Origin of the sequence: Brevundimonas denitrificans (genome assembly GCF_030160755.1) — a bacterium.
Lineage (GTDB): Bacteria > Pseudomonadota > Alphaproteobacteria > Caulobacterales > Caulobacteraceae > Brevundimonas > Brevundimonas denitrificans.
In genome coordinates this window covers 1-13,429 of the sequence record NZ_BSOY01000023.1, presented here as the reverse complement: position 1 = coordinate 13,429, position 13,429 = coordinate 1, and the positions used below count along the sequence as shown (strand labels likewise).

Genomic DNA, 13,429 nt, shown 5'->3' with positions numbered 1-13,429 from the left:
CCCTACGGCCCGACGTCGTTGGCCACGCGCGCGCCGTCGTCGACCGCCTTGGGCAGGCTGAGGGCGATGCCGAGGGCTTCGGCCAGTTTGGCGTCCCGCTCGTAGACATCCTCGCGGAAGGCGACGCGGCCCTGACCGTCGACGAAGGCGGTCCAGTACAGCAGGCGCACGCTGATTTCGCGGCCCGTTGGGATTCGCTTGGTCTCGCGCGTGTCCTGGGCGTTGTCGAACTGCTCCAGAAGGGCCGGATCGGGCGACAGCAGCAGGCGGGCGAAATCGACCGCGCCCTGGACCCGCACGCAGCCGTGGCTGCGCTGGCGCATGGCCAGGTTGAAGACGGCCTTGGACGGAGTGTCGTGCAGGAAGATGGCGTAGCTGTCGCGCAGCTCGAACTTCACATAGCCTAGCGCCGCATTCGGACCGGCGCGCTGGATCACCGTGCCGTTGGAAATATACATATTCTGACTGGCCAGATAGCCTGGCCCACGCGGCAGGATCTCGTTGCGGGCGATCGAGGCGGGCACATACCAGGGCGGATTGGCGACCACCGATGCGAACGGCTTTTCAAGGCTGGGCGTCTGGTTGACGGGTGAGCCGACCACGACCCGGTTGGAGTGGACCGGCCGGCCGTCCTTCCAGTAGACCATGATGGCGGCGGCGGTGTTGACCTCGATCCGCTCGGGCGACACTTCGCGTTTCAGCCAGCGGCGGCGTTCCAGGTTCAGGGCGATCTGGCGGGCGCGGTCCTCGGCCGAGGCCGACAGCGAACGCTGGCTGCCGGTGCCGAGACGGCCGTCGGCGACGAGGCCGTGGCGGGCCTGGAAGCCGCGGACGGCGGCCTGGAGTTCGGGGCCGTAGACGATGCCTTCGGCCGTCAGGCGCGCGCCGTCTGCGGCGGACAGGTCGCCCTCGGCGACCAGACGCTCGATCAGCACGGGGATGCGGACGTCGCTCATGCCCGGCTCGATGGTCGCGCCCTGCCGGAAGGCGGGCCAGCCGCCGTCGCGGATGAGGCGACGATAGCGGACATAGCCGGCCGAAAGGTTGGAATAGCCGATGTCGGTCGGGGCCAGGCCTTCGAACCAGTCGACAAGACGGTTCTGGGCGAGCGCGTCGTTCAGCCCGACGGGCAGGTCGACGCGGTTCTTCTGCATCTCCCACAGGTCCTCGACGGTCTCGGGCCGGACCCGGCCTTCGGCGAGCACGCGGCCATAGCCCATGGCGGCGGCGGTGGTCCGCATCTCGGCGGCGTCGGGCGCCGCGGCGAGGGCTTCGAAGTCGAAATAGTCGCTCTGGGACAGACCATGGCGTTCCGCGCGGCCGGCGGCGGTCTGGAGGGCGCGGAGGCGTTCGGGCGTCCAGACGGGACGCCAGCCGTTCAGTTCATAGAAGGCGCGGACGTCAGGCTGGATCGTTGCGGGGAGACGGGCCAGCTGATCGTTGAAGCTGTCATAGAAGGCGACGGCGCCGGGATCGCGGGTCTGGGCCCGGGCCGCCAGTCCAATGGCCGACGCGAAAGCCGATACGGCCGCGCCAAGTCCCAGTTGCCGTCGATTCATCGTCAAGATCTCTTCGCCCGCTTCGACACGGGACCCCACGTCCACGCCCCCGAAGCCAACGCCGCCATGTTATCGGCGTTCCGGGCAAACAGAAAGGCGCCGGTCCGGAGACCGACGCCTTTGTGGTCGTCTTGCCGCAGGGTGTGGCCCGAAAGCCCGGCCCGCGCGAACCCGCCTACTTCTTGATGAAGCCGGCGAACTTGTTGTTGAAGCGCGAAACACGACCGCCGCGGTCCATCAGATGGGCGTTGCCGCCCGTCCAGGCCGGGTGGGTCAGCGGATCGATGTCCAGGTTCAGGACGGCGCCTTCCTTCTGGTAGGTCGAGCGCGTCTGATAGGTCGTACCATCGGTCATCGTCACGGTGATGAAGTGGTAGTCGGGGTGCGTATCCGCCTTCATGGTCCTGGTCCGGTCTCTGCGCGATGACGATGCCGACCGTCGGAGCGCGAAAATGAGAAATCCCGCCATGTGGGGCGGGAATGAGCGGCGGCGTTTACACCGGGGGCCGTTCCGGGGCAAGAGGCGCGCGCCATGACAGATGCAACCGCCCATCCCGACGCCGCCGCCGACATCCGTGGACGGCCGGGCGCAGGCGCCCAACTGGCCGAACAGATGGGCGAGGCCGGCGAGCGCCGGGAGCGGCGCCGCGACGTTCGCCCGCTCGGACGGCTGTTCCCCTATGCGATGCGTCACAAGGGCCACGTCGTCATGGCGGGGTTCTGGCTGATCATGTCCACAGCGGCCTCGCTGGCGCTGACGGCCGCGGCCCGCGGCGCGATCGACAATGGATTCGAGAACGGCGGGGCGCAGCTGAACCTGTGGTTCCTGCTGCTCGGGGCCAACGCCCTGTTCCTCGGCTTCGCCACGGCGGTCCGCTACTATTTCGTCACCAAGACCGGCGAACGGGTGGTCGCCGACCTGCGCAAGGGGCTGTTCGGGCGTATTCTCACCCTGGACCCGGCCTTCTATGCGTCGATGCGGACCGGAGAGGTGCTGTCGCGCCTGACCACGGACATCGCCCTGGTCGAGACCCTGCTGACCACGTCCGTGTCGTTCGCCCTGCGGAATTTCCTCACCCTGGTCGGCGGAACGGTCCTGCTGTTCGTGGTCAGCCCCAAGCTGACCGGCATGGTGCTGCTGGTGGTGCCGCTTCTGCTGGGGCCGATCTTCCTGTTCGGGCGGACGGTGCGGAAGCTGACGGTCGCCTCCCAGGACCGGTTCGCCAACGCCGTAGGTTTCGCCGGCGAAAGCGTGGACGCGATCGAGACGGTGCAGGCCTTCGGACGGGAAGCCAGCGCCATCGAGCGTTTCGGCGCGGCGGTGGAGGCGGCGTTCGGCGTCTCGCTGGTGCGGATGAAGGCGCGGGCCTTCATGACCGCCATGATCATCGTGGTGATGTTCGGCGGCGTGACCCTGGTGCTGTGGCTGGGCGCACAGGATGTGATCGCCGGACGGATGACGCCGGGCGCCCTGTTGCAGTTCGTTCTGCTGTCCGTGTTCTCGGCCGGGGCGGTCGGGGCGCTGGGCGAGAGCTGGGGCGATGTGCAGAAGGCCGCCGGCGCCATGGAGCGGATCGACGAACTGATGCGCAGCGAAGCCGCCATCCGTTCGCCCGAGACTCCGGTCGTCCTGCCCGAGCCGCCGACCGGCGAGGTGTCGATGTCCGCCGTCCAGTTCGCCTACCCCGGGCGACCCGATCTGCCGGCGCTCAAGGGGTTCTCGCTGACGGTGCGGCCGGGCGAGACGGTGGCCCTGGTCGGGCCGTCCGGCGCGGGCAAGAGCACGGTCTTCCGCCTGCTGCTGCGCTTCTACGATCCGCAGGCCGGCGTCGTCTCGGTGGATGGGGTGGACGTGCGCGCCGCCGATCCCGTCGCGGTGCGCGGCCGCTTCGCCTGGGTGTCGCAGGAGGCGCCGCTGTTCTCGGGCTCCGCCAGCGAAAACATCCGCTTCGGGCGTGAAGCCGCCTCCGACGAGGACGTGCGCGCCGCCGCCGAGGAAGCCCAGGCGCTGGGCTTTGTCGAGGCCCTGCCCGAAGGGTTCGACACGCCGCTGGGGGAGCGCGGCAAGAGTCTGTCCGGCGGACAGCGGCAGCGGATGGCCATCGCCCGGGCCCTGGTCCGGGATGCGCCGATCCTGCTGCTGGACGAGGCGACCTCGGCGCTGGACGCCGAGAACGAGCGGCTGGTGCAGGCCGCGCTGGACCAGGCCATGCGGGGCCGCACGACCATCGTCATCGCCCACCGTCTGGCCACCGTGCTGCGGGCCGACCGGATCGTGGTCATGGAGGACGGGCGGGTGGTGCAGGAAGGAACGCACCAGTCGCTGATGGCCCAGGGCGGTCTGTACGCCCGGTTGGCGGAGCTTCAGTTCCGGGCGGACTAGACGGTCAGGGCCGGGTCGAGGAATTTCAGATTGGCCTGGCGGATCTCCGCCGCCGCCTCGTCATAGAGGAAGGGCAGGAAGGCGAACCGTTCGCCGCTCGTGACCGCGGTGGCTTCGTGCAGGATCGAGCAGGAGAAGACCACCGCGCCGCCGGGCGGGGGGCGGTATGTGCGCGGGCCGAACTCCGGGAACCGCAGGTCGCCGCCTTCATAGTCCGCGTTCAGATTGATCGAGACCGCGAACCGCCGGTGGGCCGTGCCCCGGGTGGTGTTGTCCCGGTGCGGACGAAAGAAGCCGCCGGTCTCCGCGTCGTAGCGCGCGACCAGATAGCGTTCGATCCGCGTGGCCTTGAAATTGAAGACCTTCTGGATCTGCGGCAGCAGGCGGCGGTTGAGCCGGGCGACGACCTGCTTCTGCAGCGTCTCGTCCTCGACCAACACGTCCGAGCGGCGCTTGTGGCCGTCGTCGGTCATCAGGGTGGTGACGCCATCCACCTCGCGCATGAAGCCGGAGGGCTGGCCGCCGATTTCCCGGTAGAGGGCGATCAACTGCTCGCAGAAGGCGGGTTCGAAGATGCGCGGCGTCAGCAGAACGGGCGCCGAGCCTTCGGGTCCGCCGTGGCGGCCGGGCGGCGGCAGCGACGGCAGGCGGTCGACGAGCGCGGCGGCCTGATCCGCGCCGACGAGCGCCATGACGTGCAGGGCCGGGTCGACCAGGCACCAGCGTTCAGCCTCGGCGGCGTCATAGAGGGCGGCGACCGCGCCGTCCTCATCGAACAGGAAGCGCAGGCCGGGAAGACTGTCCTGGCGCTTCGCGCGCTCCTCGTCCTTGCCGACGATGACGACGAAGGCGCTGGCGTGGGCGTCATTGAAGGCGGCGCGCTGCCGCTCGATCGTGGCGAGGGCGCGGGCGACCGCCGGACCCGCCGGCACGATGGCCAACAGCAGGTAGCGGCCCGCCGCCGAGTCGAAGACGTAGCGGGGATTGCTGACCCCGGCGGTCGCGAAGGTGGGAGCGGGATCGCCGTACAGGAGCGCCATGGCTCCACGGTGCACGGGAAACCGCCTCCGGTTCAAGGGCCTGTCAGGTCCTGGGCTTCATGCGCAGTCCGCCGATGAGGGCGCCGCCGACGGCGTAGACGACGAGCAGGTGGCTCCAGTCGATCGGCAGCAGGCCCATGGGACTGGTCTGGTAGATGAAGCCATAGGCGGAGGTCATCAGGGCGAAGGCGACTCCCGCGACGAGGCCGATCTTCAGGCCGCCCATCCAGCTCGCGGCGCCGTCGCGGGCGATGAACCAGCCCAGGCCGACCATGGTGACGAAGGTCTGGACCAGACCCAGCATCATCCACATCGGATCGCCGCCGCTCTCGTCGGTGACGCCGGTCAGGGCCATCCATTTCTCGGCGAAGATCAGCCCGTACCAGAGAAAGCCGATGAAAAAGGCGACCACCGTCGCCACCACAATGCCAAGCCAGTTCAGTTTCGCCGTCATGTCCCGCCCCTCCCAAGGCATGCGGATGCTCCGCGATCGGACGAGGCTACGCCTGACAGGCGAGTGGTCAAGGAACGGCGTTCAGTCGAGCGCGGCGGCGATCCGGTCGGCGAGGGCGCGCAGCACGGTCGTATCGGCCATCGGGGCGTGGCCGTGGCCCTTCATCTGCCGGTTCGTCCAACGCGGAATGACGTGGAAATGCAGATGGAAGACGGTCTGGCCGCCGGCCCGGCCGTTCAACTGCATGATCTGGAAGCCGTCGGGCCGGAGGGCCTTTTCGACAGCGCGGGCCGTGCGCTGGACGGCGACCGTCAGGCGGGCCAGCGCCGCGGCGTCTATGTCCAGCAGGGTCTGGGCCGTCGAGGTCTTCGATATGACCAGGACGTGGCCCTCGGACTGGGGGAAGACGTCCATGAAGGCCAGCACATGGTCGTCTTCCCAGACCTTCACCGAGGGCATCTCGCCGCGCAGGATCTTCGCGAAGATGTTGTCAGGGTCGTAGGGCGCGTTCAGGCTCATCGGGGGCTCCACAGGTCCGGGCCACCGTAGCAACCGGCGGCGGTTTGGGGGAGCCCGGCGCGCGGTTTCGCGGTATCGTGCCGCTCGAGTCGGGAGAGAACCATGCTTCGTTTCATCGTCCAGTTTGTGGTCACCTGCTTCGGCCTGTGGCTGTCGTCGCGGGTCGTGACCGGAGTGGACTTCCTGTCCAACGGATCGCTGCTGGCGGCGGCCCTGCTGCTGGGGATCGCCAACGCCGTGGTGCGGCCGATCCTGACCTTCGTCACCTTCCCGCTGACCATCGTCACCTTCGGCCTGTTCCTGCTGGTGGTGAACGCCGCCATGATCGGCCTCGTGGCCAGCCTGCTCGGCGGCTTCGTTGTCGATGGCCTGTGGGCGGGAATCGGCGCGGCGGTGGTGACCGGCATCGTCAGCTGGATCGCCGGCTGGTTCATCGGCGAGGATCCGAAGCGCCGCGCGGACTGAACCATCACCCGCCCTTGCGGAAGGGCGACAGTTCGTCGGTCATGGCGTCGATCTCCGCCGCGACCGCCGGCCGTTCGCCGTCCAGATAGCGGGCGACCGGTTCACGCAGGGCCGGGTCGGCGATGAAATGGGCGGAGTAGACCGGGGAGGGCAGGTAGCCGCGGGCGATCTTGTGCTCGCCCTGGGCCCCGGCCTCGACGCGCGACAGGCCGCGCGAAATCGCGAACTCGATGGCCTGGTAGTAGCAGAGCTCGAAATGGAGGAAGGGGACCTCCTCCAGCGCGCCCCACTGGCGGCCGTAGAGGGCGTCGCGGCCGATCAGGTTGAGGGCGCCGGCGATGGCGTCTCCGTCTCGGAAGGCCATGACCAGGGCGATGCGGTCGGCCATGGTCGCGCCGAGGCGGGTGAAGAAGTCGCGCGTCAGATAGGGCCGCCCCCACTTCCGTTCGCCGGTGTCCATGTAGAAGGCGAAGAAGGCGTCCCAGTGCGCTTCCTTGATGTCGGAGCCGGTGAGGACGCGGATGTCCAGACCCGTTTGGGCCTCGCGGCGTTCGCGGCGGATGGTCTTGCGCCGGTTCGAGGACAGGGCGGCGAGGAAGTCGTCGAAGGTCCCATAGCCGTCGTTACGCCAGATATACTGCATGTCCTGGCGCTGCAGCAGGCCGGCTTCGCCCATGGCGTCCCATTCGGGCCGGGTCGGGAAGTTGACGTGCAGGGACGAGACGCCGAGCCGTTCGGTCAGGGCGATCGCGCCCTGCAGCAGGGCCTGACGCACCGTGGCCGCGTCGGCGTCGGGACGGGCGAGGAAGCGGGGGCCGGTGACGGGGGTGAAGGGCACGGCGGCCAGCAGCTTGGGATAGTAGCGGCCGCCGGCGCGCTGATAGGCGTCGGCCCAGCTGTGGTCGAAGACGTATTCGCCCTGGCTGTGGCCCTTGAGCCAGAGGGGCATGACGCCGAGGACCCGGCCGGATTCATCCCGCAGCGACAGGTGGCGGCCGGCCCAGCCCTCGGCGGGGACGGCGCTGCCGGAGGCCTCGCAGGCGTGAAGGAAGTCGAAGGAGACGAACGGGTCGCCGGTGGGAGACGCGCAGGCGTCCCAGGCCTCGCGGCCTATGTCGGCGACCCGATTGTGGACCTGGAGGGTGAAGCTCACCGCACCTCGACGATGGCGTCCACCTCGACGGCGAAGCCGAGGGGCAGTTTGTAGACGCCGACGGCGGAGCGGGCGTGGCGGCCCTTGTCGCCGAAGACCTCGACCATCAGGTCGGAACAGCCGTTGATGACGGCGGGAATGGCCTCGAAATCGACGGCGGCCTGGACGAAGCCGCCCAGCTTCACGACGCGCACGACGCGCTCGAGGTCGCCGTCCAGCGCGGCCGACATCTGGGCCAGCAGGTTGACGCCGCACATGCGGGCGCCGTCCTTGGCCTGGTCCGGCGAGACGTCGGCGCCGACTGTGCCCTTGATCCCGCCCGCGGCGTCGTTCGACAGCTGGCCCGAGATGTGGACCAGATTGCCCGTCTGGACCCAGGGCACATAGTTGGCCACCGCCTTGGCGGGTTCCGGCAGGCTGATGCCGAGTTCGGCGAGGCGGGCGGCGACGGTCATGGGCAGGGCTCCTGTTGGGTTGGCGGCGGTCTAGCGCGTCGATTGCATGTCGTCATGTCTTCCTTCCCCCATTTCGGGGGAAGGTGGGCGGCGGAGCCGCTCGGACGGGGGCTCGGTCCGCGTCACAATCGGTGAAGAAGGAGGCGGGATTTGACAGCCCCCATCCGCCTCGCTTCGCGAGCCACCTTCCCCCGAAAAGGGAGAAGGGGCGCATTTCAGTACGGTATTTTGATACCGTTATAAAATAATGCTCTTATTTCAATGCGCTAGATGCAGTTCGCGCATCCGGACCGCCTTGACCCCACGCCCCCCTTCCTCTATCAGCGCGCCTTCCGCTCGTCCCCGTCATTGGGAGGGGCACCCGATCGTCTCCCAGGACCCTTGAAATGCTGAAGAGCACTACGGCTTCGCTGAAGCCGGCCGAGGTCACGAAGAAATGGATCCATATCGACGCTGAAGGCGTCGTGGTGGGCCGTCTCGCGACCTTCATCGCCAACCGTCTGCGCGGCAAGCACCGCGGCGACTACACCCCGCACGTCGATTGCGGCGACTATGTCGTCGTCACCAACGTCGACAAGGTGGTGTTCACCGGCAAGAAGCTGACCGATAAGATCTACTATCGCCACACCGGTCACCCGGGCGGCGTCAAGCAGACGACCCCCGAGAAGGTCCTGAACGGCCGTTTCCCGGAACGCGTCCTTGAGAAGGCCGTCGAGCGCATGCTGCCCAAGGAGAGCCCGCTGGCCCGCCTGCAGATGACGCACCTGCGCCTGTTCTCCGGCCCCGCCCACACCCACGAAGCCCAACAGCCGGAAACGATCGACTTCAAGTCGGCCAACTCCAAGAACACCCGGAGCGTCTGAGCATGACCGACGTGACTGCTGAAACCTCGGCCCCGCAGAACGACGCCCCCGCCGCGACCGGCTTCGACGCCCTGAAGGGCCTCGGCACCGTCTCTTCGGACAATGACGCGCCGGTCTATACGCAAAAGCTGGACGCCCAGGGCCGCGCCTATTCGACCGGCAAGCGCAAGAACGCGATCGCCCGCGTGTGGATCAAGCCCGGCTCGGGCAAGATCACCATCAACGGCAAGGATCAGATGCAGTATTTCGCCCGCGAAATCCTGCGCATGATGATCGCCCAGCCGCTGGAAGTGACCGACCGCCTGACCCAGTTCGACGTCGACTGCACCGTGCAGGGCTCGGGCCTGTCGGGCCAGGCCGGCGCCATCCGCCACGGCCTCTCGCACGCCCTGACCCACTATGAGCCGGCGCTGCGCCCGGTCCTGAAGCCGCACGGCTTCCTGACCCGCGACAGCCGCGTCGTCGAGCGCAAGAAGTACGGCCGCGCCAAGGCCCGCAAGTCCTTCCAGTTCTCGAAGCGCTAGACCGTTTCACCACGGTTTGGATTGGGGGCGCTTCGGGAAACCGGAGCGCCCTTTTTCTTTGCTGTTTTCCTTCTCCCCTTGCGGGAGAAGGTGTCAGGCGAAGCCTGATGGACGAGGGGTTGCGCCGGTCTGTCGGGCGGCGTCTCAAATCCGCTGAATTTCTGGGGTCAAAGCGACCCCTCATCCGACCCGCTGCGCGGGCCACCTTCTCCCGCAAGGGGAGAAGGATTCTGGAGCGTTCGATGTCTTATTCGGTCTTCATCGACGGCGAGGCGGGAACCACCGGACTGGATGTCCTGCGCCGGCTGGAGGCGCGGGATGATCTGGAGATCATCGTCCTCGGCGACCGGCGGCGCGAGGTCGAGGCGCGGCGCGAGGCGCTGAACGCGGCCGATGCGGTGATCCTGTGCCTGCCGGACGAGGCGGCGAAGGAAGCCGTGGCGATGATCGACAACCCGGCGGTGCGGGTCATCGACGCCTCGACGGCCTATCGGGTCGATCCGGCCTGGACCTATGGCTTCGCCGAGATGGCCCATGGGCCGGGTCGGATGAGCCAGGCGGAGAAGATCGCGGGCGCCACGCGGGTGTCGAACCCGGGCTGCTATCCGACCGGGTTCATCGGCCTGGTCCGGCCGCTGGTGAGCGCGGGGATCATTCCCGCGGGCTGGCCGGTGACGGTCAATGCGGTGTCGGGATATTCCGGCGGCGGCAAGGCGATGATCGCCGAGTTTGAAGCGGGCGGAGCGGGGGCGTTCCGCGCCTATGGCCTGTCGCTGAAGCACAAACATGTGCCGGAGATGACGCTGCACACCGGGCTGGAGCGGCCGGTGCTGTTCGCCCCGGCGGTGGGGGCGTACCGGCAGGGGATGCTGGTCGAGGTTCCGCTGCAGCTGGCGGCCCTGCCGTCGTCGCCCTCGGTCGAGGTGGTGCACGGGGCCCTGGCCGAGGCCTATGCCGGCTGCCGCTTCGTCGAGGTGGCCGAGCTGGAGGCGACGGAGGCCATGACCGGGATCGACCCGGAGGGGCTGAACGGGACCAACAAAATGCGGCTGCATGTATTCGGCGACCGGAGCGGGGCGCAGGTGCGGCTGGTCGCCCTGCTGGACAACCTCGGCAAGGGGGCGTCGGGGGCGGCGGTGCAGAATCTGAACCTGATGCTGGGGCTCCGGGAAGAGACCGGGCTTTCGTGATCCTTCTCCCCCGGAGGGGAGAAGGGACTTGAAACTTCGGGGCCACCGCCGACGTATCTGTGACATGACCCATCTCTCCCGCCGCGCCTTTCTGACCACCGCCGGGGCGGTCGCCGTCTCCGCCTGTACGCCGAAGGACGCCTCCGCCTCGGAGCGGCAATACGCCAACTCGCCCTTCCGGCGGATCACGGACGCCCAGTGGCGCGAGCGGCTGCCGCGGGCGGCCTATGACGTGCTGCGGCATGAGGCGACGGAGCGGCCGGGAAGCAGTCCGCTGAACAATGAGCACCGCAGCGGGACCTTCGTCTGCCGCGGCTGCGACCTGCCGCTGTTCCGGTCGCAGTGGAAATTCGACAGCGGCACCGGCTGGCCCAGCTTCTATGACGTCATCGCCGCCAACATCGGCACCAAGACCGACTTCGCCATCGGCTTCCCGCGCACCGAATATCACTGCGCCCGCTGTCTGGGACACCAGGGGCATCTGTTCATGGACGGGCCGCGGCCGACCGGAAAACGCTATTGCAACAACGGCGTGGCCCTGACCTTCCGGCCGGCCTAGGCCCGATGCGCCTTGAGGGCGGACTCGAGCGTCACGCCGAACCAGACGGCGGCGATGATGATCAGCAGGCCGTAGTCGGGGCCGGGCCGGAACACCGGTATGGCGGCGCAGAGGATCACCACCATCGGGAACAGGCTGGCCCAGGCGGTCATGCCGCGGCTGTCGGGATGGATCAGGGGCGGCCGGGCCGGGGTCTTCATCGTCCGCATCAGGATCGGGTTCAGCAGCACGAACCCGCCCGAACAGATCACCGCCAGCAGGAGATTGCGCAGCGGCTCGCCCGCGCCATAGACGCTGGCGGTGAGGGTGACGAGAACCAGGGCGAAGCCGGTGGTGACGGCCAGCAGCAGGTTCGGCTCGAGACGCTTCAACTCTTCACCTTCACATAGGACCCCGGCGCCGGTTCGATCGGCTTGAGCGGGCCGGTCTTCGGGTCGCGGGCGGGAACCCAGTCGCCGGACTTCCCGTGCAGCCAGGATGCCCAGTGCTCCCACCAGCTGCCGGGATGCTCCTCGGCCTTGGCCTGCCATTCGGCCAGGGTCGGGGGCAGGGCGGGGTTGGTCCAGTGCTGGTATTTCTTCGCCGACGGCGGATTGACCACCCCGGCGATATGGCCCGAACCGGCCAGGGTCAGGGTCACGTCGGCGTTGGAGAAGGCGCGGGCCGAGCGATAGACCGAATTCATCGGCGCGATATGGTCCTCGCGGCTGGCCTGGAAATAGAGGGGGATGATCACCTTCGACAGGTCGACCTTGATCCCGCCGATCGTGAACTCGCCCCGGGCCAGCTTGTTCTGGCCGTACATGGAGCGGAGGTAGTCCATGTGCAGCTTCTTGGGCATGCGGGTCTGGTCGGCGTTCCAGAACAGCAGGTCGAAAGCCGGCGGCGACTTGCCCATCAGATAGTTGGACACGAAGAACGACCAGATCAGGTCGTTGGCGCGCAGGGCGTTGAAGGTCTCGGCCATGGCCGCGCCGGGCAGGACCCCGCCGGCGGCGTCCATCTGCTGCTCGACCTCGTTGAGCCAGTGCTCGTCCGTGAACAGCAACAGGTCGCCGGCCTCGGCGAAATCGTGCTGGGCGGCGAAGAAGGTGTTGGCGGTGACGCGAGTGTCGCCCTTCGCCGCCATATGGGCCAGGGCCGCCCCCATCAGGGTGCCGCCGATGCAGTAGCCGACGGTGTTGATGTGGTCGGACTTCGACTGCTCCAGCGCCTTCTCGATGGCGCGATAGATCCCCTTTTCCAGATAGTCGTCAAAGCCGAAGCCGGCCTTGTCCTTGTCGGGATTGACCCAGGAGCAGACGAAGACGGTGAAGCCCTGGGCCGAGAGCCAGCGGATCATCGAGTTCTCGGGCTGGAGATCCAGGATGTAGAATTTGTTGATCCACGGCGGGAAGATCAGCAGGGGCACGGCGCGCTGTTTGTCGGTGGCCGCGTCGAACTGGATCAGTTCGAACAGTTCGTCGCGCCAGACGACCTGGCCCGGCGCGGTGGCGACGTTCTCGCCGACGACGAAATGGCCGTAGTCGGCCTGGCTGATCTTCAGCTTGCCGGCGCCGCGCTCCATGTCGGCGGCGAAATTCTGCATGCCCCTGACCAGGGATTCGCCGTTGGACTCGGCCAGGGCCTTGAGGGCGACCGGGTTGGAGGCGAGGAAGTTGGAGGGGGAGAAGGCGTCGGTCAGCAGTTTGGTGAAGAACTCGGCCCGGCGCTTGGTCAGGGGATCGACGTCCTCGACGCTGGAGACCAGGCCGTTCATCCAGTCCGAGGTGACCAGATAGGACTGGCGCATGACGTCGAAGGCGGGGTTCTCGGTCCAGGCCGGATCCCTGAAACGCTTGTCCTTCGCCAGCTTCGCATCGTGGGCGGCGGGCGTCTCGTCGCCGGCGGCGCGGCGGGTGGTGGAGGCCCAAAGGTCCATGTAGCGGTTGAACAGATCGGCCTGGGCGGCGAACAGCTTGTCGGGGCGCGAGGCCAGGCTGGTCATGACCGAATTCATGGCCGGGCCGACGTTGAACGGATCGGGCGACAGGGCGGCGGGGCGGTCGGCCTGGGACAGGGCGGCCTCGGCGATGGCCGACTGGGCCGTCATCGCCGCCTTGGCCAGGTTCATCGACAGGGTCTCCAGCATCTGCCGCTGGTCGGCGCCGGCGAAGGAGAAGGCGTCAGCGGCGGGCGCTTCGGCCTGAGGCGCATTCGGGGGCGGCGGCGACGGCTCCGGCGCGGCCTCGACCCTGGCGGCGCGCGGCCGGGGCGGTTTGGCCG

Annotated in this window: 15 protein-coding genes; 6 read left to right on the top strand and 9 right to left on the bottom strand. The window is 68.2% G+C overall.

All coding sequences use genetic code 11. The features are described from left to right. Positions 1–2: 2 nt before the first annotated feature. Positions 3–1,559, bottom strand: a complete 1,557-nt coding sequence (locus QQJ79_RS06770) for a L,D-transpeptidase family protein (protein WP_284222164.1) — start codon at positions 1,557–1,559, stop codon at positions 3–5. A gap of 175 nt (positions 1,560–1,734) precedes the next feature. Continuing rightward, entirely contained in the window at positions 1,735–1,959 is a 225-nt protein-coding gene (gene rpmE, locus QQJ79_RS06765) for a 50S ribosomal protein L31 (RefSeq protein WP_284222163.1), read from the bottom strand. A 132-nt stretch (positions 1,960–2,091) separates the two neighbouring features. On the opposite strand from rpmE, the gene QQJ79_RS06760 reads away from it, so the two are divergent. After that, complete coding sequence (locus QQJ79_RS06760) at positions 2,092–3,942, top strand: ABC transporter transmembrane domain-containing protein (RefSeq protein ID WP_284222162.1); 1,851 nt, start codon at positions 2,092–2,094, stop codon at positions 3,940–3,942. Here the strand turns inward: QQJ79_RS06760 and QQJ79_RS06755 are convergent. The 3 genes from QQJ79_RS06755 to QQJ79_RS06745 form a co-directional block, all read right to left on the bottom strand. Next, entirely contained in the window at positions 3,939–4,982 is a 1,044-nt protein-coding gene (locus QQJ79_RS06755; protein WP_284222161.1) for a 2OG-Fe(II) oxygenase, read from the bottom strand. The genes QQJ79_RS06760 and QQJ79_RS06755 overlap by 4 nt on opposite strands. Positions 4,983–5,025: 43 nt before the next feature. Further along, positions 5,026–5,436 (bottom strand): DUF1761 domain-containing protein, encoded by a 411-nt coding sequence (locus QQJ79_RS06750; RefSeq protein ID WP_284222160.1) that lies wholly within the window; start codon positions 5,434–5,436, stop codon positions 5,026–5,028. Between the two features lie 81 nt (positions 5,437–5,517). Next, entirely contained in the window at positions 5,518–5,955 is a 438-nt protein-coding gene (locus QQJ79_RS06745; protein WP_284222159.1) for an HIT family protein, read from the bottom strand. Positions 5,956–6,057: 102 nt separating this feature from the next. Between QQJ79_RS06745 and QQJ79_RS06740 the strand changes: the two genes are divergently transcribed. Beyond that, positions 6,058–6,420, top strand: coding sequence for a phage holin family protein (locus QQJ79_RS06740; RefSeq protein WP_284222158.1), 363 nt, complete (start codon positions 6,058–6,060; stop codon positions 6,418–6,420). A gap of 4 nt (positions 6,421–6,424) precedes the next feature. On the opposite strand, the gene QQJ79_RS06735 is transcribed toward QQJ79_RS06740, so the two are convergent. Together QQJ79_RS06735 and QQJ79_RS06730 are read right to left on the bottom strand one after the other, a co-directional pair. Further along, entirely contained in the window at positions 6,425–7,573 is a 1,149-nt protein-coding gene (locus QQJ79_RS06735) for a GNAT family N-acetyltransferase (RefSeq protein WP_284222157.1), read from the bottom strand. Beyond that, entirely contained in the window at positions 7,570–8,028 is a 459-nt protein-coding gene (locus QQJ79_RS06730; protein WP_284222156.1) for a RidA family protein, read from the bottom strand. Before QQJ79_RS06730 ends, QQJ79_RS06735 begins: the two co-directional genes overlap by 4 nt. Before the next feature lie 386 nt (positions 8,029–8,414). Between QQJ79_RS06730 and rplM the strand changes: the two genes are divergently transcribed. From rplM to msrB, 4 genes are all read left to right on the top strand, one after another. Next, positions 8,415–8,891 (top strand): 50S ribosomal protein L13, encoded by a 477-nt coding sequence (rplM, locus tag QQJ79_RS06725; RefSeq protein ID WP_284222155.1) that lies wholly within the window; start codon positions 8,415–8,417, stop codon positions 8,889–8,891. Between the two features lie 2 nt (positions 8,892–8,893). Next, the gene (gene rpsI / locus QQJ79_RS06720; RefSeq protein ID WP_284222154.1) at positions 8,894–9,415 is read left to right on the top strand and encodes a 30S ribosomal protein S9; all 522 of its coding nucleotides are present in this window, start codon (positions 8,894–8,896) and stop codon (positions 9,413–9,415) included. A 242-nt stretch (positions 9,416–9,657) separates the two neighbouring features. Then, positions 9,658–10,605, top strand: coding sequence for an N-acetyl-gamma-glutamyl-phosphate reductase (gene argC / locus QQJ79_RS06715; protein WP_284222153.1), 948 nt, complete (start codon positions 9,658–9,660; stop codon positions 10,603–10,605). A gap of 64 nt (positions 10,606–10,669) precedes the next feature. Then, on the top strand, positions 10,670–11,164 hold the full coding sequence (msrB, locus tag QQJ79_RS06710; protein WP_284222152.1) for a peptide-methionine (R)-S-oxide reductase MsrB: 495 nt from the start codon (positions 10,670–10,672) through the stop codon (positions 11,162–11,164). Here the strand turns inward: msrB and QQJ79_RS06705 are convergent. After that, on the bottom strand, positions 11,161–11,535 hold the full coding sequence (locus QQJ79_RS06705; RefSeq protein WP_284222151.1) for a hypothetical protein: 375 nt from the start codon (positions 11,533–11,535) through the stop codon (positions 11,161–11,163). The genes msrB and QQJ79_RS06705 overlap by 4 nt on opposite strands. Next, positions 11,532–13,429 (bottom strand): class I poly(R)-hydroxyalkanoic acid synthase (phaC, locus tag QQJ79_RS06700; RefSeq protein ID WP_431307581.1); only part of this gene is annotated, 1,898 nt, incomplete at its 5' end. The genes QQJ79_RS06705 and phaC, both read right to left, overlap by 4 nt.